The organism is Amycolatopsis sp. NPDC003676, from assembly GCF_053587275.1.
Window position 1 is genome coordinate 1 of sequence record NZ_JBSFNS010000019.1, and the last position, 21,390, is coordinate 21,390.

16 protein-coding genes are annotated in these 21,390 nt (G+C 69.0%); 1 reads left to right on the forward strand and 15 read right to left on the reverse strand.

Annotated elements, in window-relative coordinates; translation table 11 throughout:
- Positions 1–165: 165 nt before the first annotated feature.
- Positions 166–366 carry a hypothetical protein gene (locus tag ACWDNU_RS14745; RefSeq protein ID WP_449669186.1) on the forward strand — a complete coding sequence of 67 codons (201 nt, stop codon included), beginning with the start codon at positions 166–168 and terminating at the stop codon, positions 364–366.
- Here the strand turns inward: ACWDNU_RS14745 and ACWDNU_RS14750 are convergent, their stop codons facing one another.
- The 15 genes from ACWDNU_RS14750 to ACWDNU_RS14820 all read right to left on the reverse strand — a co-directional run bounded on the left by ACWDNU_RS14750 (position 367) and on the right by ACWDNU_RS14820 (position 21,241).
- Positions 367–1,530 (reverse strand): 4-hydroxybenzoate 3-monooxygenase, encoded by a 1,164-nt coding sequence (locus ACWDNU_RS14750; RefSeq protein ID WP_449669187.1) that lies wholly within the window; start codon positions 1,528–1,530, stop codon positions 367–369. It lies immediately after the preceding gene.
- A 75-nt stretch (positions 1,531–1,605) separates the two neighbouring features.
- Positions 1,606–2,376, reverse strand: a complete 771-nt coding sequence (locus tag ACWDNU_RS14755) for an AraC family transcriptional regulator (RefSeq protein ID WP_449669188.1) — start codon at positions 2,374–2,376, stop codon at positions 1,606–1,608.
- Between the two features lie 60 nt (positions 2,377–2,436).
- Positions 2,437–5,745, reverse strand: a complete 3,309-nt coding sequence (locus ACWDNU_RS14760) for a serine hydrolase (protein WP_449669189.1) — start codon at positions 5,743–5,745, stop codon at positions 2,437–2,439.
- Positions 5,742–6,713 carry an ABC transporter ATP-binding protein gene (locus ACWDNU_RS14765; protein ID WP_449669190.1) on the reverse strand — a complete coding sequence of 324 codons (972 nt, stop codon included), beginning with the start codon at positions 6,711–6,713 and terminating at the stop codon, positions 5,742–5,744. Before ACWDNU_RS14765 ends, ACWDNU_RS14760 begins: the two co-directional genes overlap by 4 nt.
- A gap of 121 nt (positions 6,714–6,834) precedes the next feature.
- Positions 6,835–8,760, reverse strand: coding sequence for a dipeptide/oligopeptide/nickel ABC transporter permease/ATP-binding protein (locus ACWDNU_RS14770; protein ID WP_449669191.1), 1,926 nt, complete (start codon positions 8,758–8,760; stop codon positions 6,835–6,837).
- A gap of 1 nt (position 8,761) precedes the next feature.
- Positions 8,762–9,742, reverse strand: a complete 981-nt coding sequence (locus ACWDNU_RS14775) for an ABC transporter permease (protein ID WP_449669192.1) — start codon at positions 9,740–9,742, stop codon at positions 8,762–8,764.
- Positions 9,742–11,334 carry an ABC transporter substrate-binding protein gene (locus ACWDNU_RS14780; protein WP_449669193.1) on the reverse strand — a complete coding sequence of 531 codons (1,593 nt, stop codon included), beginning with the start codon at positions 11,332–11,334 and terminating at the stop codon, positions 9,742–9,744. Before ACWDNU_RS14780 ends, ACWDNU_RS14775 begins: the two co-directional genes overlap by 1 nt.
- 10 nt (positions 11,335–11,344) lie before the next feature.
- The gene (locus ACWDNU_RS14785) at positions 11,345–12,238 is read right to left on the reverse strand and encodes a serine hydrolase (RefSeq protein WP_449669194.1); all 894 of its coding nucleotides are present in this window, start codon (positions 12,236–12,238) and stop codon (positions 11,345–11,347) included.
- Entirely contained in the window at positions 12,235–13,620 is a 1,386-nt protein-coding gene (locus ACWDNU_RS14790; protein WP_449669195.1) for a serine hydrolase, read from the reverse strand. Before ACWDNU_RS14790 ends, ACWDNU_RS14785 begins: the two co-directional genes overlap by 4 nt.
- 119 nt (positions 13,621–13,739) lie before the next feature.
- Positions 13,740–14,627: a serine hydrolase gene (locus ACWDNU_RS14795; protein ID WP_449669196.1), complete on the reverse strand. Its 888-nt coding sequence runs from the start codon at positions 14,625–14,627 to the stop codon at positions 13,740–13,742.
- A 222-nt stretch (positions 14,628–14,849) separates the two neighbouring features.
- A complete protein-coding gene (locus ACWDNU_RS14800) occupies positions 14,850–16,505 on the reverse strand; it encodes a PucR family transcriptional regulator (RefSeq protein WP_370934138.1) in 1,656 nt (551 codons plus the stop codon).
- Positions 16,506–16,582: 77 nt separating this feature from the next.
- Entirely contained in the window at positions 16,583–17,689 is a 1,107-nt protein-coding gene (gene menC / locus ACWDNU_RS14805) for an o-succinylbenzoate synthase (RefSeq protein WP_449669197.1), read from the reverse strand.
- Entirely contained in the window at positions 17,686–18,564 is an 879-nt protein-coding gene (locus tag ACWDNU_RS14810; protein WP_449669258.1) for a GNAT family N-acetyltransferase, read from the reverse strand. Before ACWDNU_RS14810 ends, menC begins: the two co-directional genes overlap by 4 nt.
- Positions 18,565–18,611: 47 nt before the next feature.
- Positions 18,612–19,769 (reverse strand): M20 family metallopeptidase, encoded by a 1,158-nt coding sequence (locus ACWDNU_RS14815; protein WP_449669198.1) that lies wholly within the window; start codon positions 19,767–19,769, stop codon positions 18,612–18,614.
- The gene (locus ACWDNU_RS14820) at positions 19,766–21,241 is read right to left on the reverse strand and encodes an amidohydrolase family protein (protein ID WP_370934135.1); all 1,476 of its coding nucleotides are present in this window, start codon (positions 21,239–21,241) and stop codon (positions 19,766–19,768) included. The genes ACWDNU_RS14815 and ACWDNU_RS14820 overlap by 4 nt, the downstream gene beginning before the upstream one ends.
- Between the last annotated feature and the right edge of the window lie 149 nt (positions 21,242–21,390).

Consider the following 21,390-nt stretch of genomic DNA (forward strand, 5'->3'; position numbering starts at 1 on the left):
CGGAACCGCGGCCGGAATCGGCGGTGCGGCGAGCGTGGGATCCGGGGCAGCCGAGGCTCTACCCGGAAATCTCGCCGGTGACCCTTCTTGGTAGCGCAGGCACCACCGTGAAGTTGGGCGTGCACGGCATGGTTGGCGCGCTGGCCGGTCCATAGTGTTCTCGGCATGGAGACTTCCCGAAGCCGCACCGCTGGCGGCCCTGCTGTTACTGCTTTGCTGTGGCTGGTTTTTCTCGCCGGTGCCGCTGCCAATTCGATCGGCCAGTTCGCCGGGCTGGAGGACACTTACCGGTATATCGGGGGCGGCATCGCGGCGGTGTGCCTGGTGATTCTGCTGGTGCGGTTTCTGGCGCGGCGGAAGGATTGATCAGGCGAGCCCGGCGATGAACTCGCTTAGTCGGCGGTTTGCTGGGCCGGGCTTGAATAGGCCTTCCAGCTCTGCGCGGGCGGCTTGGCGTCGGAACTCGCCTTCGTAGGTGGAGTTACCGGCGTTGTGTACTAGCTCGGTCCACCAGTTTGCGAAGGCTTGGTACTTCCAGACGTGGCGCAGCGCCGTAGTCGAGTAGCTGTTTAGCAGGCTTGAATCCCCTTCTTTCCGGTAGCGGACAACGGCGTCCGCGAACAGCTCGGCATCGTGCAAGGCCAGGTTCATTCCCTTAGCGCTCATGGGCGGGACGATGTGCGCGGCGTCGCCGAGGAGATACAGGCGGCCGTGATTCATCGTGCTGTGCACCACGCTTCGCAGTGGCACCAACTGTGCACTCGCGATCGGACCCCTCGTCATGGGTTCCTCGAAACGGGCTTCGATCTCCGTCCAAATGCGGTCGTCGGGCCATTCCGCTAGGGAGCTGTCCAGCGGGCATTGCAGATAGAACCGGCTTGCCTGCAGGCCCCGGGCGAATTGACCGGCGAAGCCGCGGTGGTGGAGTGCCATCATCGATTGGTGATTGGCGGGTACTTCCGCCAATACCGTCAGCCAGGCGTAGCCGTATTCGTGGGTGTAGCGCGTGAGGTCCGGGATCGCGGCTCGGCTGACGCCGCGGTCTCCGTCGCATCCGGCGATGAATTCGCAGGCGATCGTTCGGTTGTCTGAGCAGCGGACCAGCGGACGGTCGAGGTTCTCGATCGAAGCCTCCACCGAGAAACGGAGATCTCCGCCGTCGGCGAGGAAAACTTCGATCAGGTTTCGGACCAAAAGCTGCTGCGGGCAGAACCGGCCATCGCCCTGGTCGTCCGGGGCCAGGGCGAGCGGGCGGGTTTCGCCGTCGATGCGGAAGTTCAGCACCGGCTGGGTCGGGACGCCGCCGACGACCCGGTCTTCCAGGCCGTGTGCGCGGAACATCCGGGCGGCCCGGGTGTCGACGACTCCGGCTCGCTGGCGTTGTCCGACGTACTCCAGGCTGCGCTTTTCCACGATGACGCAGTCGATTCCGCTGTGCAGCAGGAAAATTCCCAGGGTGAGCCCGGCGACTCCGGCGCCCACGATCACTACGGCGGTCTTCTCGTCCACTTCGGACGGTGTTGCGGTCATGTCTCCAGGTTCGCCGGAACCCAGCGGCCAGCGGTACCAGCAGCCCGACTGGGTCTTCCGGAAACCCGCCAAACCTCATCGGCCGGCGCGGCGCAGCTCCTGCTGATAGCGGCCGGGCGTCTGGCCGACGACCGCGGTGAACGCTTCGATGAAACTGGTCGGATTGGCCCAACCGAGCCGGGCCGCGGTGTCGATGACGGCGTCGCCCTCGGCTAGACGAATCAGGGCGTGCTGCACGCGCAGCAGGCTGCGCCATTGGTGGAAGCTCATCCCCAGCTCAGTCTGGAACAAGCGGCTCAAGGTCCGCTCCCCCGCCCCGACCGTTCGGCCGAACTCGGCCAAGGTCAGCGAGGCCGCGGGGTCGGCGTGGAGAAGATCGGTGACCGCGCGAAGGCGGTCGTCGGACGCGGCGGGGAGGTACATCGCCTCGTCGGGGCCGACGACCAGCTCGTCGACGACCACTCCGCGAAGCCGTTCCCTGGCCTCCGGGCGAAGGGTCCGGCTGGTGAGGACGAGCAACGCCTCCCGCAGCAGCGGCGACACCTCGAAGACCGTTGGCTGATCTGGCAGCGAGGCGGACAGTTCCCCGGAAAACTCCAGGACCCGGACCTCGGTCTGGCCGTACGCACGGGAATAGTGCTCGAAACCCGGCGGAGTCCACGCGACCCGGTTGGCCGGAGCGACCCACGTGCCGCGTTCGGTCGTGGTCGCGAGGACGCCCGCCGACGGATACAGCAACTGCCCCTGGACATGCCGGTGCGGTGCGATGCCATCGCCGTGCGCGAGGTGGCCCCGCTTCTCCACGAACTGCGAGACCACGACGGGCCTCGGGCGGATTTCCGGCACGAGCCGAGCTTACGCGGAGTGACGGACTGGAGGGGCTGAGCGAACCCAGCCCCTCCGCCCTCAGGCCACCTTGGGCGTCGCCCGCGCGCCGAAGTGCACGTACGGCTCGCCGGTCGGCAGCGTGTAGAACAGCACCGGCGTCCAGAACTGCCCGCCCGGCATCCGGAGCACGAACAGCGTGTCCGAGACCGCCACCAGGTCGAACTCCTGAACCTTGTCCGGCAACAGCTCCGCCAGCGGTCCGGTGATGGTGTACACGACGCGCAAACCACCCTCGCGCTCCACCACCTCGAGGTGCGCGCCCGCCCGTTCGTACACGCCCAGGTGCCGGCTCGCGTCCACGGTGACCGGCGTGGCCGGGGGCTCGAGCGGACGCGGCATGGCGACGTCGGCGAGTTCGGCGAAGATCTCCCGGTACAGCTCGGTGAACAGATCCCGCGCGTGGCCGCCGTTCGTCAGCAGCGTGACCGCGAGGCCCGCGTCCGGCAGCAGGCGCAGGAACGCCGACTGGCCGATCGTGTTGCCGTCGTGGCCGATCACGCGGCGGCCGCCCCAGTCGTCGCGGATCCAGCCGAGGCCCCACGAATCGCCGAGGGTGTGCTTGTCCGGGACGTCAGCCTGCTTGGCCGCCATCGCCGCGGCCGATTCCGCCGACAGGATCCGCGTGCCGTCCGCGGTCAGGCCGCCGGTGAGGTGCAGGCGGGCGAAGGCGAGGACGTCCGCGGCGCGCGCGGTGATCAGACCGGCCGGTCCGGCTGAGCGCGGCAGCTGCCAGGCCGGGGCCGGAGCCGGGTCCTCGCCGTCCGGCGCGACGTGGCCGACGGCGGCGCGGAACAGCAGCGCCTCCTCCGGCAGCGTGACCGTGTGCGTGAGGCCGAGCGGGGTGTACAGCTTGTCCCGCATCGCGGCGTCCCAGGTCTTCCCGGTGAGCTTCTCGATCACCCGGCCCATGAGCACGAAACCCGAGTTGCAGTAGGAGAAAGTCGCGCCGAGAGGATGGTTCTGCGCGGCTTCGTCCAGCAGGTCGACGAACTTCTCGACGCAATCGTCGCCGCGGCCGGTGTCGGTGAAGATGTCGCCGTCGATGCCGCTGGTGTGCGTCAGCAGGTGCCGCATGGTGACGCGCTTGGTCACCTCCGGATCGGACAGCCGCAGTTCCGGCAGCACGTCCAGGATCGGCGCGTCGAGGTCGAGCAGGCCTTCGTCGACGAGCTGCATCACCACGGTCGACGTCCATACCTTGGAGATCGAGCCGATCTGGAACAGCGAATCCTCGGTGACCTCGACCTCGGTCGCCTTGTTCAGCACGCCGTGGGTCGCGAACACCTCCTCGCCGGTGTCGACGCGCAGGATGCCCAGCGACGCACCGGGAATGTCGTGCTTGCGCGCCAGTTCCGCCAGGCGGCGGCTCCAGTGTGCGGCGTCGATCGGCACCCGCGAACCGGCGTACTGCTCGACCCAGTCGACTACGCGCTGGTTGTAGTCGGCGCGGTGCGACGGAGGACCGTCCAAAACGAACAGATGCGCGCCGCCCGGGTACAGCACCAGCCTGGACGGCACGTCGCGCTCGCGCAGCGCGGTGAACCACTGCTCGGCCTGGCCGACCGGGCACCGGACGTCTTCGCCGCCCTGGAGGATCAGCGTCGGCGTGCGGACCTGTTCGACCTGCGCGTGCGGGGACGAATTCTCGTACTTGCCCGAGGAAAGCCCGGAGAATTCGTTGACTGCCATGTAGTGGCCGCCGTCGGACGTCCCGGCCAGGCTGGTCAGGTCGCTGACGACGCCACCGGCGACCGCGGCGGCGAAGCGGTCGTCGCGGCTGGTGAGGTAGCAGGTCATGTAGCCGCCGTAGCTGTACCCGGTGACGGCGAGGCGGTCCGGGTCCGCGAGACCTTCGGCGACGAGCTGGTCGATCGGCTCGAGGAAGTCCGGTGCGTCCGCGCTGCCCCACGCGCCGATCGCGGCGGTGAAGAACTCTTCGCCGTAGCCGTCGCTGGCTCGCGGGTTGATCAGCAGCACTGCCCAGCCGCGCGCGGCAAGTGTCTGGTGGTACAGGTGAATCGAGTCCGCCGCACCATTCCAGGAGTTGTGCGGACCGCCGTGAATGTCGATCAGCAACGGCTGCGGGCCGGTGCGTTCGGTGTCGCGGATGAGCCAGCCCTGGACGACAGTGCCGTCGCTGATGGTGAATTCGCGCGACTCGCGACCGAACAATTCCACTTCGGACACTGCGTCGCCGTGCTTCGTGCGCACGTCGACCGAACCCGTGGCGCGGTCGAGAACGGCGACCTCGCCGAAGGAATCGCTGGTAGCCAACACAATCGCGGCCTTGCCGCCGACCAAGTCCACTCCGGACACGACGTTTCCGTCGCCCACCAGCACCGGACGCGGGTCTCCACCGGCAAGGTCCACTTCGTACAGATGGGTGCAGCCGCGGTCGCGGATCGCGAACAGCGCGACGTCGCCCGCCTCGTTCAGCTGCGGCAGCGCGCCCGGGTAACCGGGGCCGCCAGACATGACGTTGCGGTCGAGGCTTTCGGCCAGGTTGACCGTCTCGCCGCCGTCCAGCGGAACGCGCAGCAGACCGAGGTGTCCGGTGACGGTGTCGGTGCGGCCGACCACCAGCAGCGCCTTGCCGTCGGTGGTCCAGCCGACCGTGCCCGCCATGCCCTGGTCAGTGCCGACCAGCCGTGGTTCGGCGTTCCGCTCGGTGACGTCGAGGACGTAGGCGGCGGACCGGAAGGTGAGGTCGGCGTCGTCGTCCAGGGACGCGGTGAACGCGACGTGCTTGCCGTCGGGCGACCAGGCGGGCTGGCCCGCGTGCCAGTCGCCGAAGGTGCGCTGCTGGACTTCGCCGGTGGCGACGTCGAGGACGTGGATGTGGCTGCGGAGGGTCTTCAGCAGGCCGGGACCGTCGGACTTGTAGTCCAGCCGCTCGGCGACGATCGGCGTGTTCGCCGGCGGCGCCTCGACAATCGCGGCGAGGTCGACCGCCGCGGAGAACGCGATCTTGCTGCCGTCCGGGCTCCACACCGGTGCGCCCGCGCCGAGCGGGAGCTTCGTGAGCTGCTCGGCCTCGCCGCCGTCCGCCGGGAGAACCCAGACCTGCGGCGGACCGTCCTGGGCGCGCAGGAACGCGAGCCGGGAACCGTCCGGAGCCCATTTCGGTGCCGCGTCAGCGTTTCCGCGGGTGAGCTGACGGGCCTCGCCGGAGGAAGTGCCGACCGTCCAGAGCGCGTCGACGTTCCGGTCCTCCTCCCGGTCCGCGGTCCGCAGCACGTAGACGATCCGGCTGCCGTCCGGCGAAAGCGCGGGCTGGCTGGGCGCGGCGAGGGCGTACAGGTCATCGATGCCGAGACGGCGGGTCATACGCTGGCTCCTTGAGAGATCGCGGGCTCGTGGCCCTCGGATTCGCTGAAGTGGCAGGCCGACGCGTGCCGGCGGGGCGCGGAGTCCTCGGCCGGATCGGCCCGGAGGCAGATCTCGCGGTCGCTCCGCACGAGCGGGCCGACCGGGCAGCGCGGGTGGTACCGGCATCCGGCCGGCGGATGGTGCGGATCCGGCGGTTCCGCGTCCGCGGTCGCGCCGGGTTCGAGGTCGAACAGCGACTTGTGCGCCGACGGGGCGGCATCGAGCAGGTCGCGGGTGTAGGGATGCTGCGGATCGGTGAGCACCTGCTCGGCCGGTCCGGCTTCGACGATCCGGCCGAGGTACATCACCGCGACGAAATCGCTGAGATACCGGATCACGGCGAGGTTGTGCGAGATGAACAGCATCGACAAATCGAGTTGCCGCTGCACTTCACGCACAAGATTGAGAACCGCGCCTTGCACCGAAACATCGAGCGCGGAGGTGATTTCGTCGGCGATCAACGCTTCCGGCTGACCCGCGAGCGCCCTGGCAAGTGCGACGCGTTGCCGCTGGCCGCCGGAAAGCTGGCCCGGCAGGTGCGTGGCACGCTCCGGATCGAGGTTCACCAGCTCCAGCAGCCGGGCGACCTCCTCTCGGCGATTCGTCCCGCGCGGCATCGCTTCGGCGATCGACTCGCCGATGGTCATCCGCGGGTTGAGCGAGGAATAAGGGTCCTGGAACACCATCTGCAGCGGACGCCGGCGCGGGAGTTTCCGCACGTCCACACCGCCGAGCAGCACCCGTCCCGCGCTCACCGGCGACAATCCGACGGCCGCCCGGGCGAGCGTCGACTTGCCGGAACCCGATTCGCCGACGAGGCCGACGACCTTGCCCGCCGGGACGGTCAGCGAAACGCCGTCCACCGCGGTGAGCCCGCGCCGTCCGCCGTACCGGACGCTGACCGAGTCGAAAACCAGTTCGCTCATTCCGCCCCTCCCGCTTCCGGCCGCTGCCCCGCTCCGAGGTTCGTGAGGGGAACCCTGAGGAACTCTGATTCCCTCAGGGTTCCCCCCACGGACTTTGCCCAGCGGGGGCGATACGCGGCGGTCATTTCGCACCTCCAGCGGTGGCGACGGTGCCCACTGCTTCCGACCGCCCTGTTTCCGACCCTGCCGCATCCGGATGCCAGCACGCCACCCGATGTTCCGGCGCGAGCACGGTCAGTTCCGGGTCTTCCTCGCGACACCGGTCGGTCGCCACCGGGCAGCGGCTCGCGAACGCGCAGCCGGACGGCATCTGGTCCGGCTCCGGCGGACGGCCGGGGATCACCGCGAGCGGCGCGTCCGGGTCCGTCTCCAGGTCGATCGTCGTGGCCAGCAGCGCCCGCGTGTACGGGTGCCGCGGCGTGATGTCCGGTCCGGCGGCGGGCAGGTCCTCCACGATCCGTCCGGCGTACATCACCAGAATCCGTTCGCACGTCTGGGAAACGACCGCGATGTCGTGACTGATCAGGATGATCGCGGTGTCCCGTTCGGCGCGGGTCTGGGCCAGCAGCCGCAGCAATTGCCGTTGCACGGTCACGTCCAGCGCCGTGGTCGGTTCGTCGGCGATGATCAGCCGCGGGTCGCCCATCAGGCCCATGCCGATCATCGCGCGCTGCCGCATGCCGCCGGAAAACTCGTGCGGATACTGCTTCGCCCGCCGTTCCGCCGCCGGAATGCGTACCGCGCGCAGCCGGTCGACGGCCCGCTCGAATGCCTTGGTCCGCGAAAGTCCGTGATGCTGCTCGGAAACCTCGGCGAGCTGACGGCCGATCCGCCTCGTCGGGTTGAACGACGTCATCGGGTCCTGGAACACCATCGCCAGCGACGTCCCGAGCAGCGTCCGCAATTCGCGTTCCGGCGTGGTGAGCACCGGCGTACCGGCGAAGTCCAGCCGGTCCGCGGTGACCGAACCGGGCGATTCGATCAGCCGCGACACCGCGAGCCCGGTCAAGCTCTTGCCCGAACCGGATTCGCCCACGACTCCGATCGCCTCGCCCGCCCGCACGGTGAAGCTCACGCCGCGCACCGGAACCGTCCAGCCGGTCGGGCGGGGGAAGGCGACTTCCAGGTTTTCGACGACCAGCACAGCATCATCCGTGACGACCGGGTCCACTTTGGACTTTCGCAGCACGCGAGGGGTGAGCCGTGGCAACCGGGTCCGCACGCCGATCACTCCGGCGACAGTCTCACCGAAGAGGTTGAACGCGAGCCCCGCGACGACCACCGCGACACCGGGCGCGAGCGCCGCCGCCGGGTTGACGTAGATACCGTTGAGGCCTTCGTTGAGCAGCCGCCCCCAGTCGTAATCCGGGGCCTGCACGCCGATCCCGAGGAACGACAGCCCGGAGAACGCGAGCAGCGAACCACCGGCGCCGATGGTGGCGTTGACCGCCAGCGGCTCGCCGATGTTCGGCAGAATGTGCCGGAACAGCAACCGGATCCGGCCGACCCCGGCCACGCGGGCGGCGGACACGAAGTCCCGTCCGGCCACCGAAGCCGACAGCGTCTGCGTCAGCCGGGCGAACTGCGGAGCCAGCGCGAACCCGATCGCCATCACCGCGCCTTGGGTGCCCACACCGAAAATCACCGCGAAGAACAACACCAGCAGCAGCCCGGGGAACGCGACCGCGATGTTGATCGCCGCCGTCAGCAATCTGCCCAGCGGACGCGGCAGTACCGCGGGCAGCATGCCGAGCACCAGGCCGGTCGCGACGCCGAGCGCCGCGGCGATCAGCGCCAGCAGCACCGAAAGCCGGGTCGCTACGAGCACGCGGTAGAAGATGTCGCGGCCCAGTTCGTCGGTGCCGACCAGATGGTCGCCCGAGGGACCCTGGCCGATCGCGTTGGTGTCGATCGCCGAAGCCGAGTCCTGCCAGAGGATCGGGCCCAGCACCGCGACCGCGATCACCAGCACGAGCAGGCCGGCGGCGAACGCGCCGAGCGGGGTACGCACGGCGGCCAGCCACTGTTGTCCGCGCCGTTTCGCCATCTCAGTTCTCCCGGATCGTCGAACGCGGATCGAGGATCGCCAGCAGCAGGTCCACGATGAGGTTCACCAGCAGCACGCCGATGCCGTACACGAGCACGATCCCCTGCACCAGCGGATAGTCCTTCTGCAGAATGGATTGCGAGATCGTCGAACCGAGACCCGGCCAGGCGAACACGTTCTCCACCAAGACAGTCCCCGCGACAAGGCTCGTGAGCATCAGCCCGCCGAGCGTCAGGGTCGCGGTCAGCGCGTTCGGCAGCGCGTGCCGCAGGTAGACCAGCCGGGCGGGCAGCCGTTTCGCGCGCGCGGTGCGGACGAAATCGTTGCCCAGCACGGAAAGCGTCTCCACCCGGACGATCCGGGACAGCGTCGAGGTCGGGCCGAGCGCCAGCGCGATGATCGGCAGCACGAGCGAACCCGCGCCCTCGTGGCCGGCCACCGGGAACCAGCCGAGCTGCACCGCGAAAAACGCCACCAGCGCCACCGCGACCAGGAACTCCGGGATCGCGGCGAACAGCACGGTGGTCGAGGTGAAGCCGAGTTCGGCGCCGCGATGCCGGCCGCCGCGGGTCAGCACGGCGAAGGTCAGGCCGATCGGGATCGCCAGCCCGATGACCACCACGAACGCGGGGAGCGCCAGCTGCAGCGTCGCCGGGAGCCGGTCGGAGATGACGTCGCCGACCGGCTGCCCGGTCAGCATCGACGTGCCGAAATCGCCGCGGAACAGCCCGCCGAAATAGTCGAGGTACTGCTGCCACAACGGATGGTCAAGCCCGAGCGCGGCGCGGCGGGCGTTGATCAGCTCGATCGGCGCGGTCAGGCCGAGCGCCGCGCGCACCGGGTCGCCCGGGATCAGCTGGATCATCAGGAACGCCATGGTGACCAGCACCCACAGCGACACCACGAACCGCCCGAGGCGGCGGGCGCCGAAGGCCAGCCAGGGACTGACCTTCGGGCCCGCGACGGCGATCGCGCCGGTCATCAGGCGTACATCCGGATGGTGGTCGGCTTGATGTAGCCGTTCACGATGTCGAACTTCGCGTTGCTGCCGAAGGTCGGGACCACCGAGTTCGCGAACTGCACGACGTCCTGCTTCTCGAACAGCGCCGACTCGGCGGCCATCCAGTCCGCGCAGCCCGCTTGCCCGGCCTGCGAGGCCGCCTTGGCGACCAGCGCGTCGTACTGCGGGTTCTTGATGTGCGCGAAGTTCGTGCCCTGCGGCGGTTCCCCGCCGGAGATGAACGGCACGAGCTGGCTGGGCAGGGTGAGGCCCAGCGGCGCCATCGAGATGTCCCACTCGCCGGTGGCGAACAGCAACTGGCTGAGGCCCGGGCTGTCGACGCCCTTCAGCGTCACGTCAACGCCGACGCTCTTCCAGCCCTGCTGCATCAGCTCCGCTCCCGGCGGCATCGTCGGACCGGCCTGCGTGCCGTAGATCGCGGTCAGCGCGAGCCGCTTCCCGTCCTTCACGCGGATGCCGTCCGGACCCGGTTTCCAGCCCGCCTGATCGAGCGCCGCCTTGGCCGCGGCGACATCGAAGCCGGGGATCTTGCCGGTGACCGAATCGCCCTCGCACGGCCGCGGTTCGATGGTGACCATGCCCTTGACCGGCGCACTGCCGTCGCGAGTCAGCACCTTCGCGACCTGCGGAAGGTCGATCGCCTGGGTCAGCGCCCGGCGCATCGCCTGGTCCGCGCCGAACCGGCCGGGAGCCTGGTTGAAGAACAACTCGCCGAACGGGGAGACGATGTCGGCGTGGTACAGCCGCTGCGCCTTGAGCCGCTGCTGGTCCTGCCCGATCACCGAGGCGGCGTTGACCTCGCCGGACAACAGCAGGTTCGACATGGTGGTCATGTTCGGGACGATCCGGATGTTGACCTTGTCCGGCACCCCCTGCTGCTTCGGGTCGAACTGGCCGGGACCCCACGTGTAGTCCTTGCGCCGGGTCAGCGTGTAGTGGTCGTTCGGGACGATCTCGGACATGGCGAACATGCCGGTGCCGTTCTCGCCCTTGGCGAGCGTCTTCCGGTCGGCAAGCCCCTTGGCGCACACGATCGGCAGACCGGCGATGTTGCGGAGCAGGAACGCGTCCGGCGCGCCGCTGGTGATCGTGACCGTGCCGTCGCCGGCGACCGCTTTCGTGCCGCTCTTCACCGTGACACCGGCGAGCGGGGACTTGTTCGCCGGGTCGCCGACGAAGTTGATGTTCGCCGCGACGTCGGCCGCGGTCAGCGGACTTCCGTCGGAACAGGTGACTCCCTTGCGCAGAGTGAAGGACGCGGTGGTCGTATTCGCTTCCCACTTCTCCGCGAGGGCCGCCTCCGGCTGCCCCTTGGAATCGAGATTGATCAGCGCGTCGTAGAGGAACTGGTCGAGGTTGCGGGCGACCGAGAGCACGGTGATCGCCGGGTCGAGCGTTCCCGGATCGGTCGGGATGGCATAGGTGAACGTCTTGCCGTCGACCAGTTTCTGGTTCGCGGTCCGGTCCGTCCCGGATTGCGCTGATCCCCCGCACGCGCTCACGGTCAAGGCCACCACGCCCGCCATCGCGGCGGTGAGCCGGGCAGTTTTCATGGGATTTCTCCTACGGGGTCGCGCTCTGGAGGTGGTCGAGCGCCAGCCGGGCGGCGGCGCCGATGGACGCGTCGACCGCGGGAAGGCGGTCTTCGAGAGAATGCGCGCGAGTGAACACCGCGACCGCGAACCGGCGGCCGTCCCCCAGGGTCACCACGCCTGCTTCGTTGCGGATTCCGGGCAGCGTCCCGGTTTTCGCCGCGACCGCCACGCCGGACGGGAAGCCCGACGACAGCCGGTGCGGCCAGATCTGCTGCGCCATGATCGTGCGAACCCGTTCGCACGCTTCGGGTTCGCCTGCTTGGTCGGTCCAGATCGCGTTGAGCAGCGTCGTGATCTCGCGCGGCGTGGACGACGTCGTGCGCTCCGGATCGCGGACCGACAGCTTGTCCATCTGCTCCGGTGTCGCTTGGCTGAACAGCGCTTCGAGGTCGGAATCCGGAGTGCCGCCGAGATCCGCGATGACAGACGCGAACAGGTCCTCGCAGCAGCCGATCAGCCGAGTGCGGGCGAGCCCGAGATCGGCCAGCACGCGGTCCACCGTTTCCTGGCCGAGCCGGTGGTAGAGGACGTCGGTCGCGGCGTTGTCGCTCATCGTGAGCATGAAGTGCGCGAGGTCGCGCCAGCTCATCTCGACGTCGTCGGCGCAACCCGCGGTGCCGATGCCGCCGATCCGGTACCGCGCGGTCACCTTGGTCCGTTCGGTGTCGTCAAGCCGTCCGGCGGCGACCTCGCGGGCAAAGGCGAGCGCGACCGGGATCTTGAAGACCGACGCCAGGACGACCGGGTCGTCTCCGCCCGCCGACACTTCCGGGCCTTGCACGCCGATTTCCCGGGCGTGCAGGAACCCTTCCGCGCCAGCGTCGGCGAAGACGGCCTCGATCTGTTCGCGGATCCCGCTCACTGGGAGACCCGTCGGTCCGCGCGTCCAGTGTGGAGGAACTGCGCGCGGCCGTTGCCGTCGTCGCCGACGAACGCGTGTGCCATGTAGACACCCGGCAGCTGCTCGGTTTTGGCGACAAAGGTGTCGCCCTGGCTCGGGAACAGTTCTTCCTTCCCCGAGGGCGCGCCGATTTCGGCGAAGATTCCCTTCGGGGTGCGTTCCAGCCAGAGCTTGCCGTCCTCCTCGCTGACGACGGTGTCGGCGACCATCGACGAGTACTCGCCCACGTACCGGGAAAAGTCGGCCGGAGCGGCGGCGGGATTCGGCTCGGGCCGCGCCGCGACGGTGACGCCCGCGAGTTCGTCCAGCAGCTTCGCGAAGATCTCCTGGTACAGGTTCATCGGCTGGCCGCCGTTGGTCAGCAGCGCGACCGCGACGCCCTTCTCCGGAACCACGCGCAGGAAGGACGCCTGGCCGATGGTGCCGCCGTCGTGGCCGATGACCTTGCCGCCGTCCCAGTCGAAGAGCATCCAGCCGAGGCCCCAGTGCTCGGCCATGCCGAGGTTCGGCACGTCCACCTGCGGTTCGCGCATCGCGAGCAGCGATTCCGGCAGGACCACCTGGGTGCCGTCGTCGGCCTTGCCCTCGTTCAGGTGCATCCGGACGAACGTCAGCAGGTCGCGCGGGCGCATGGCGAGCGTCGAACCAGCGGGCGAGTTCGAACGGGTGAGCGCCCAGATCGGCGCGGGCACCGGGTCCTCGCCCGGCTTCGGGGAGACGTGGCCGATGGCCGCGCGGTAACGGATCGCGTCGTACGGGCCGGACGCCGCGTGGGTCAGGCCGAGCGGCGCGAAGAGGTGCTCGCGCACGCAGTCGTCCCAGCACTTGCCGCGCAGCACCTCGATGACGCGGCCGAGCACGCAGTAGCCGGCGTTGTTGTAGGAGAACCGCTCGCCCGGCGGGAAGAGCTGCTGCACGTCGGACAGCGTCGCGACGAGCTTCTCGACGCAGTCGTCGCCGGGTCCGGTGTCGGTGAAGATGTCGCCCTCGAAGCCGGCGGTGTGACAGGTCAGCTGACGGACGGTGATCGCCGCCGCGGCCTCGTCGTCGCCGAGCACGAACTCGGGAAGGTAGTCGCGCACCGGCCGGTCGAGGTCCAGCTTGCCCTCGTCGACGAGCTGCATGGCGAGCGTGGTCGTCCACACCTTGGTGATCGACCCGATCTGGAACACCGAGTCCACAGTGGACTCCACGCCGGTGCCCTTGTTCACGACGCCCGCCGCGTGGTCGATCACCTCGCCGTCGGCGAGCACCGCGATCGCGGCTCCGGGGACCTGATGCTTGGCGAGCAGAGCGGCGAAATTCTCCTGAAGCCAGGTCTCGATCTCGGAAATTTTCGACATGTGCACCTTCTGTCCGGGGGATGGTGGACCGGCGTTTCGGAAATGCTAGGTCGGTGGCGGACGTCACTTGTTCGTCCGGACCGAGGAGAGCCGGGGGAAAGTTCCTCCGCTCCGACGAATCAAGCCGTGCGCAGGGACTCCACTGCCGTCGCCGCGGCGAAACCGATGAACGCGTCGCGCTCGGGCACCCTCGACCGGGAATCCGCGGCGCGGGTGAACACGGCGACGGAGTAGCGGCCGCCGTCCGGGTACTCGACCACGCCGACCTCGTTGCGCACGGCGGGCAACGTCCCGGTTTTGCCGCTGGTGCGGATGCGATCGTCCGGGAACCCGGAACGCAGCCGGTGCGGCCAGACCTGCAGTTCCATCCAGCGCCGGACGTCCGCGCACGCCTCCGGGGCGGCCGCTTCGTCCCGCCAGATCAGTCCCAGCAGGCGGGTCATTTCGGCGGCGGTGGTGCTGCACGATTTCTCCGGTTGCAGCGCGCGCAACCCGGAAACCTGTTCGTAGGTCAGTTCGGCGAGCGCGCGTTCGTCGTCCTCGTAAGAAACTCCGAGATCCTCGCCGATGGTCGCCAGCAGTTCACCGCAGTCCTGCGGCACGACGGTGTGCGTGAATCCGAGGCGCCGCAACGTGCTATTCACCGCGTCTTTGCTGACTTCGGCGAGAATCAGGTCGGTGGCAACGTTGTCACTGATTCCGATCATCAGAATCGCCAAATCGCGCCAGGACATCGAGACCTCGTGGCGGAAGGTGGCGAGGCCGTACGGGCTCGGCGTCGGATGCCCGGGCTTGACGGTGATCCGGGTGCCGAGATCGAGCTTTCCTTCGGCGGCCTGGCGGGCGAGCTCCAGCGCGATCGGAACCTTGAACACCGACGCGGGAACGACCGGGACGTCCTCCCCGATGCCGAGACTGCGCGAGCCGTCGACCTCGGCGGCGTGCAACCGGACCTCGACGCCGACCTCCTCGGCGCGGCGGACGATCGTTTCGGATGCGGTGGCCATGACCCTCCTGTCTACTGTGGACTTCTCCGGCAGCAGGCAGGGAGTTCTTGGTGCGCCCGGAAACCGCGCTGGTCCGGCCTGCCGATTCCCCATTGTGCGGGAGGCAGGAGGGGGGCGGTTGGTGCGATCGCAGGAAGGTGGCGAGGAGGTTTCCCGTTGGTGGAGCAGGGCGGGGGCTGGGTTCTCGTGAGTGTTCATCGCGGTTCTAACCGTGATGAACACTCACGACCCCTCCTCAGCCCTCTCCACCCTCGGCAGCAAGTGCAACTGCACCATCGCCGCGAACCGGTCACCCGGATCGTCCAGATCGATGCCGCCCACCTCGGCCAACCGGCGCAAGCGGTAGCGGAACGTGCTCGGATGCACGTACGCCGCCGCTGAAGCCGCGCTGATGTCCCCGAACGAATCGAGCCAGCATCGCAGCGTGTGCACCAGTTGCGACTGGTGCTTGGTGTCGTACTCCAGCAGCCGCGCGATCGGCCCGGTCGCGACGTCGCCGCGGGCTGCGGACAGGTCGGCCAGTTCCAGCATCAGCGCCTCGATGTGCGCGTCCTCGGCAGCGATCACCCGCTTCGAGCCGCCGTTCGTGAGCAGCACCCGCAACGCGCGGTCGGCACCGTCCCGAGAAGCACGCAAGCCCGATCCGTCGAGCGCGAGCGGGCCGATGCCGATCGCCGCAGCGACCCGGCGGCCGGTGCGTTCCAGGAAGGTCGACGCGACACGCACCGAGCGTTCGCGGCAATCGCCGTGGTTCCCGGGCATCGGGACGATCCCGTACGCGACATCGCCGACCAGTGCGACCGCCGATCGGGGCTGAACGGCGCTCAGGTGCATGGCGAACGCGTCCGCGACCCGCTGGCGTTCCGCGACCAGCCGGAGGTCGTCGTCGGGTGCCTCGATCAGGCCCATGGCGAGCACGATCGTCGGCTGCCCCAGCAACCCGAGGCGCGCGATCGCTTCCTGCGCGCCGGAACCGCCTTCGAGCGCGGTGCTGACCAGATCCGCGCGTAGCCGACGTTCGACATCGGCACCCGCGCGCAGCCGAAGCATATGCAGCGCAACGATTTTCGAAGCGTCGATCAACGCCGCGGTACGTTCTTCGCTTAGTTCTTTGTCGACAGCTGCCCAAATCGACCCGAGGACCTCGTCACCGGCCCGGACCGCGAGGGCGGCGCGGATCATGACGATCTTCTTGTCGTAGCCGTCGCCCGGATAGACGTAAACCGGGCCCTGATCGCGGTAGAGCCGCTCGAAAACGCCGTCCTTCTCCAGCTCGCGCGTGAACCGTTCGGGCACCTGGCGGCCGAGAATCGTCTCGACCCGCGAGGGATCGGCCTCGTCCTGACGGCCGGAGAACGCGAGCACGCGCGAGTTGCGGTCCTCGATGGTGACGGGCGCGTCGAGCAGCGCGGCGATGGCGTTGGCGAGCGCGAAAAGATCGCCGGACGGCATCCCGCCGAGCGTCTGCGGGGAGACATCGCCGACGTCGCCCTCCGCGAGCAGCGTGCGGAGCATGGCGGCCAGCTGCGCCCACGACGCGCCGCTGGCGAGGCCGAGCAGCGCGACCCCGGAGGAATTGGCCGCCCGCACCAGTTCCGTCGAGGCGGCGACCGGCGCTCGCACGACCAGCGCGGTCGCTCCGCGCGCGGCGACGGCGTGCAGGAGCTGCACGATCTCGTCGGATTCGCGCACGCCGACGCCGAGGACCACCGCCTGTGCCGGGAATTCCGCGTCGTCGTGCGGGTCGTGAATCACCACCCCGCCGAGCTGCCGCCGCGTGTCGCGGCCGACGGCGACCGGTTCGAGGAGCACGTCCCCGAGAGCTTCGAGGACGCGTCCCAGACTCGTGTGCGGTTTGCTCGGCACCGGTGTCAGCACCCCCCGAAGGTAGATCCGGCCTCGTGCGGACCGGCTGGTCCGATCCGACCAAATCTACCTCCGGAATTCGTAGCGGGCTACGAACCGATCCACACCTTTGCCGTGGTCACCTCATCCAGCAGCTCCGGAATCGGCGCCACGCCGAGACCCGGTCCGGTCGGCACCGGGAGGTGGCCGTCGGAGAGCACGAAGGGCTCGGTGATGTCGGTTTTGTAGAACCGGTCCGACGCCGACGTGTCGCCGGGCAGGGTGAAGTTCGGCAGCGAGGCCAGCGCGACGTTCGCGGCCCGGCCGAGGCCGGTTTCGATCATCCCGCCGCACCACACCGGGATCCCGTGCGCCGCGCACACGTCGTGCACCCGCCGCGCTTCCAGGTAACCGCCGACGCGGCCCGGTTTGATGTTCACGATCTGGACCGCGCCCAGCTTGATGGCGTCCGCCGCCGCGCGCGCCGACACGATCGACTCGTCGAGGCAGATCGGCGTCTGGATCCGGCGGGCCAGTTCGGCGTGGCCGAGCACGTCCTCCTCTTCCAGCGGCTGCTCGATCAGCAGCAGGCCGAACGGGTCGAGCCGGGCCAGTTGCGGCGCGTCGCCGAGGGTGTAGGCAGTGTTTGCGTCGACCTGCAGCAGCACGTCGTCGCCGAAGCGTTCGCGGACCGCGCGCACCGGCTCGACGTCCCAGCCGGGTTCGATCTTCAGCTTGATCCGGACGTAGCCCTCGTCGATGTACCCGCCGACGACGTCGAGCAGCTGCGGAATCGTGTCCATGATCCCGACCGAAACCCCGCACGGCACGGAATCGCGCACCGATCCGAGTTCGGCGGCGAACGACCGCTCGTGCGTGCGGAGTTCGGCGTCGAGCACCGCCATCTCCAGCGCGCCCTTGGCCATCCGATGGCCCTTGAACTTGGCCAGCAGTGGCGTCACCTTCGCCGCGGTGACGTCTTCCGCGGCCAGCAGCGCCGGGATCAAGTGGTGCTGCAGCACGTGTTCCGCGCCGTCGTTGTACTCCGACGAGTACAGCGGCCCGGCCATCGTCACGCATTCGCCCCAGCCCTCGCCGGCCGGCGTGACCGCGCGCAGCAGCAAGAGCTCGCGGACGGACTGGGTGCCGAACGAAGTCCGAAACGGGGCGACGAGCGGCATCTGCACCCGGCGCAGTTCCACACCGCTGAGTTTCACTGCTCCTCCTTGGAGATCACGTAAAAGCCGGCTCGGTCGAAACCGGTCACCCGGCCCCCGGCGGCCATCAGCCCGCCGAGCGATTCGCGCAGCGCGACCCGCCACGCGTCCGCCTTGCCGAGATCGGTCGTGCGCAAGCCTTCGATGTCGGACGGGACCGCGACGAGCACCGTCGGGGCGTCCGCGGCACCAGCGGCCGGACCACCGTCATCGGCCACTTCAAGGGCCACCTTCGCGCCCTGGTCGAGCAACGTCTTCGCGTCGGTGCGGATCGGTTCGCCGAACGCGGCGGTCCGCACGGTCGGACTGGCCAGGTCCCAGGACACCATCAGCCGGTCGGTGTCGCCCGAACCGTTGATGCCGTCCGCCATCGGGCCGTAGAAATCCCGCAGATAACGCGCCGGGAGCGCGCCGAGTTTGCCGAGGTTGAAATAGCCGTTGCGGCGCACCAGCGGGTCGAAGGTCCATTTGATCGTCGAGACATCCTGTCCGAGCGCCCAGCCACGTTGATGCAGTTTCAGCGCGTACCCGATTCCGCGACCGGCACCGGCCTTCGCGACTCCGGCGATGTGACTGTGCAGACTGCCTTTTCCGGGATTTCCGAAAAAGCCGACGCACGCACCGAGCATTTCTCCGTCGGCGAACGCGCCTGCCACGTAATTCCCCGCCGACGACAGCGCGCGCAGGAGTTCCGTGGTCACCGGACGGGTTCCCGGCGCGGACCGCCAGATCGTCTCGAACAGCACTCCGACCGCGGTCATTTCCGCGATCTCGGTGATTTCCCGGACCTCGACGCCCGAGGCGGCGGCCGCCGCCCGAGCGGCCGCGACCGCCTCGTCGCACACTTCCGCCGCGACGGGTCTTTCCGTGTTCATCGCAAGATTCGTCACGGGATGATCCTTTCCCGGCTTCCCCACCGACGTCACCGTCGTGCTCGACCAGAATCGCCGGTCGGATTCGTCGGAATCGACGGACTCCCCTTCGTCAGCACGTTCTCCACCAGCGCGGCCAGCAACGCGGTCCGCTTCGGCAATTCCTCGACCAGGACATGTTCGTGATCCGCGTGCGCGCCGCCGCCGACCGCGCCAAGACCGTCGAGCGTCGGGACACCGAGGCCTGCCGTGTAATTGCCGTCCGAAGCCCCGCCGACGGCCGCCTCGGTCAATTCCGGCAAGCCCAGTTCCGCAGCGAGTTCCTTTGCCAGCCCGTACAACGCAGCCGACGAAACCGCGTCCAGCGGCGGACGATTGATCCCGCCGGTGACCCGCACCTGCGCTTCGTCGAGGACCGGTTGCAACGCGCGGACTTCGCGGTCGACCCGGAGTTGTTCTTCCTCGTCCCACACACGCACGTCGACCTCGACTGCGGCTGCGGCGGGCACGGTGTTCACCGTGGTACCAGCAGAAAGCACTGTCGGCACGACACTGGTCCCGCGCTCCGGACTGGCGAGCGCGGCGACGGCAAGCACCTGATGCGCGATCTCGATCCCGGCGTTGATCCCCTTCTCCGGCTCGAGCCCGGCGTGCGACGCGCGTCCGGTCACCTCGATCCGGTAATGGGAAACGCCTTTGCGCCGAGTTTTGATCGCGCCGCCATCCGCCGAGGCTTCCAGCACGAACGCCGCCGCGCAGCCCTGTGCCTCTTCCTCGATCAATCCGCGCGACGACGGCGAGCCCAGCTCTTCGTCACCGGTGACCAAAATAGACAGTCCACTCCGGTCTGCCAGCGAAGCCGCGACGTGCAACGCCATCACGACGCCGGTCTTCATGTCAAAGCAGCCCGGCCCGCGCAAAACCCCGTCCTGCACGGAAAACGGATGCGTCTCCAGCGAGCCCATCGGCCAGACCGTGTCGTGGTGGCCGAGCAGCAGCACGCGCGCCGGACCGTCGCCGAACCGCCAGCGCAGATGCGTCCGTCCATCCAGGACAATCCGCTCTGGCTCCACGCCAAGCAACGCCTTGCCGACCTCGGTCAGCACGTCAGCGCTGTGTGCAACCGCGTCAAGATCAGACGATGGGGATTCGCAGCGCACCAACGTTTCGATGTTGGCGAGCAAAGCGTCCACAGCGAACTCGGTCATCGCGGTTCCCCTCGCAGCGGCTGGCCCGGGAACGCGTCGGTCAGCAGCTGGCCGTCGCGCACCACCGGAGTGCCCGCGACGAACAGGTGCCGGACACCGACTGCGGGCCGGGTAGCGTCGAAATACGTTGCGGTGTCGGTGATCGTGGCCGGATCGAGGACAACGATGTCCGCGTCCGCACCGACGTTCAACCGGCCCTTGGTCCGCGCTCCGGGAGCGACCTCGTCGAGCACCCGAGCCGGGAGGTAAGAACAGCGCCGGAACGCCTCCAGCCAGGTCCAGACGCCAGCCTCACGCACCATCAGCCGCAGCGACTTCGAGAACGTCCCCGCCGTACGCGGATGTGTCGCACCGCCCGGCGGCAGCGGCCATTCAGTGGATTCGTTGGCCCCGTTTTGCCAGTACACCGGCATCGCGTCGCTCGCGACGATCGAGTCCGGGAAGGCGAGCGCCTGATGCAGCAGGGTGCGGTCGGTCGGGTCGTCCTCGTCGAGGAACTCGAGGATGCACGGCGCACCCGGCGTCTCGGCGCGGACCTGCAGCAGCCGTCCCTCGTCCGCGATCCGCTCGCCGGTCTCCAGCAGGATGACCCGCGACGGGTTGAGGCCCTTCATCTTCAGCCGCTCCGGCGAGATGAAAGCCGCGCCGACCGCGGTGCTGCCCGCGCCGTACGGATAGGCCTCGACCGTCACCCGCGACCCGGCGGAACGGCCCGATTCCAGCGCGGCGAGCACGCGGTCGATGTGCCGTCCGGAAGTGCTGTTGACGTGGCAGTGGTGCATCGCCGCACCGGTCTCGGCCGCGACGATCGCGATCTCCTCGGACCCGTCGGCCGGCGTGCCCGGATCGACCTCGACCAGCTCGCGGACGTGGGTGTACGTCGGCGCTTCAGCCTGCTTGGCGAGCTTCGCCAGCGCCAGGAACTCGGCGGGATCGCTGGCCGGCGCGTACCCGAGCAGCACGCCGACGCCGAGCGCTCCCGCCGCCAGCTCGCCCTCGACCAGCGACAGCCACGCGGCCAGCTCGGTCTTCGACGAGGACCGTTGCCAGGCCGGATTGCCCAGCACGGAGAGCCCGGTGTTGATGTTCGCGTCCGGCTCGATGCCGGCGAGCACCTTCGCCCGCGCGGACCCCCACGAGGCCGAAAATCCGTAGTGCAGCGGACGCCCCGCCGCGGCGGCCTCGGCGTAAGCCCGTTCGACCGGCATCAGCCCGGCCTCCAGGTCGAGCGCCGTGGTGACGCCGTCCATCGCCTGCAGCCGCTGTCCGGCGATCGTGTGCACGTGACTGTGCAGATCGATGAACCCCGGCCCGACGATGTACCCGGCGACGTCGATCTCGACCTGGTCGTCCGCGCTCGGCAGTCCCGGTCCGACCGCGATCACCTCGCCGTCGGATACCAGCACGTCAGCTGTGCCGTCGAAGCCCGTAGCCGGGTCGATGACGCGACCGCCACGCAGCAGTGTCCGCATGCTTGCCTCCTCGCCTCGCTGCTGGCGACCCTAGGAGGTTTCCCGGGCACGACGTTCGTGCGCGCGGACGAATCCGGGGCGGCAGATCTATCCGCGCGCACAAACCGGAATCCGCTGGGCGGGGGTGCGCGCGGGCCCTAAGCTCGCGC

Bases quoted from the DNA above. Each gene is read 5' to 3' on its own strand.
- ACWDNU_RS14775 (WP_449669192.1), bottom strand. From the start codon at position 9,742: ATGACCGGCGCGATCGCCGTCGCGGGCCCGAAGGTCAGTCCCTGGCTG.
- ACWDNU_RS14765 (WP_449669190.1), bottom strand. From the start codon at position 6,713: ATGAGCGAACTGGTTTTCGACTCGGTCAGCGTCCGGTACGGCGGACGG.
- ACWDNU_RS14815 (WP_449669198.1), bottom strand. From the start codon at position 19,769: ATGACCGAGTTCGCTGTGGACGCTTTGCTCGCCAACATCGAAACGTTG.
- ACWDNU_RS14760 (WP_449669189.1), bottom strand. From the start codon at position 5,745: ATGACCCGCCGTCTCGGCATCGATGACCTGTACGCCCTCGCCGCGCCC.
- ACWDNU_RS14810 (WP_449669258.1), bottom strand. From the start codon at position 18,564: ATGAACACGGAAAGACCCGTCGCGGCGGAAGTGTGCGACGAGGCGGTC.
- ACWDNU_RS14790 (WP_449669195.1), bottom strand. From the start codon at position 13,620: ATGTCGAAAATTTCCGAGATCGAGACCTGGCTTCAGGAGAATTTCGCC.
- ACWDNU_RS14770 (WP_449669191.1), bottom strand. From the start codon at position 8,760: ATGGCGAAACGGCGCGGACAACAGTGGCTGGCCGCCGTGCGTACCCCG.
- ACWDNU_RS14780 (WP_449669193.1), bottom strand. From the start codon at position 11,334: ATGAAAACTGCCCGGCTCACCGCCGCGATGGCGGGCGTGGTGGCCTTG.
- ACWDNU_RS14750 (WP_449669187.1), bottom strand. From the start codon at position 1,530: ATGACCGCAACACCGTCCGAAGTGGACGAGAAGACCGCCGTAGTGATC.
- ACWDNU_RS14795 (WP_449669196.1), bottom strand. From the start codon at position 14,627: ATGGCCACCGCATCCGAAACGATCGTCCGCCGCGCCGAGGAGGTCGGC.
- ACWDNU_RS14745 (WP_449669186.1), top strand. From the start codon at position 166: ATGGAGACTTCCCGAAGCCGCACCGCTGGCGGCCCTGCTGTTACTGCT.
- ACWDNU_RS14820 (WP_370934135.1), bottom strand. From the start codon at position 21,241: ATGCGGACACTGCTGCGTGGCGGTCGCGTCATCGACCCGGCTACGGGC.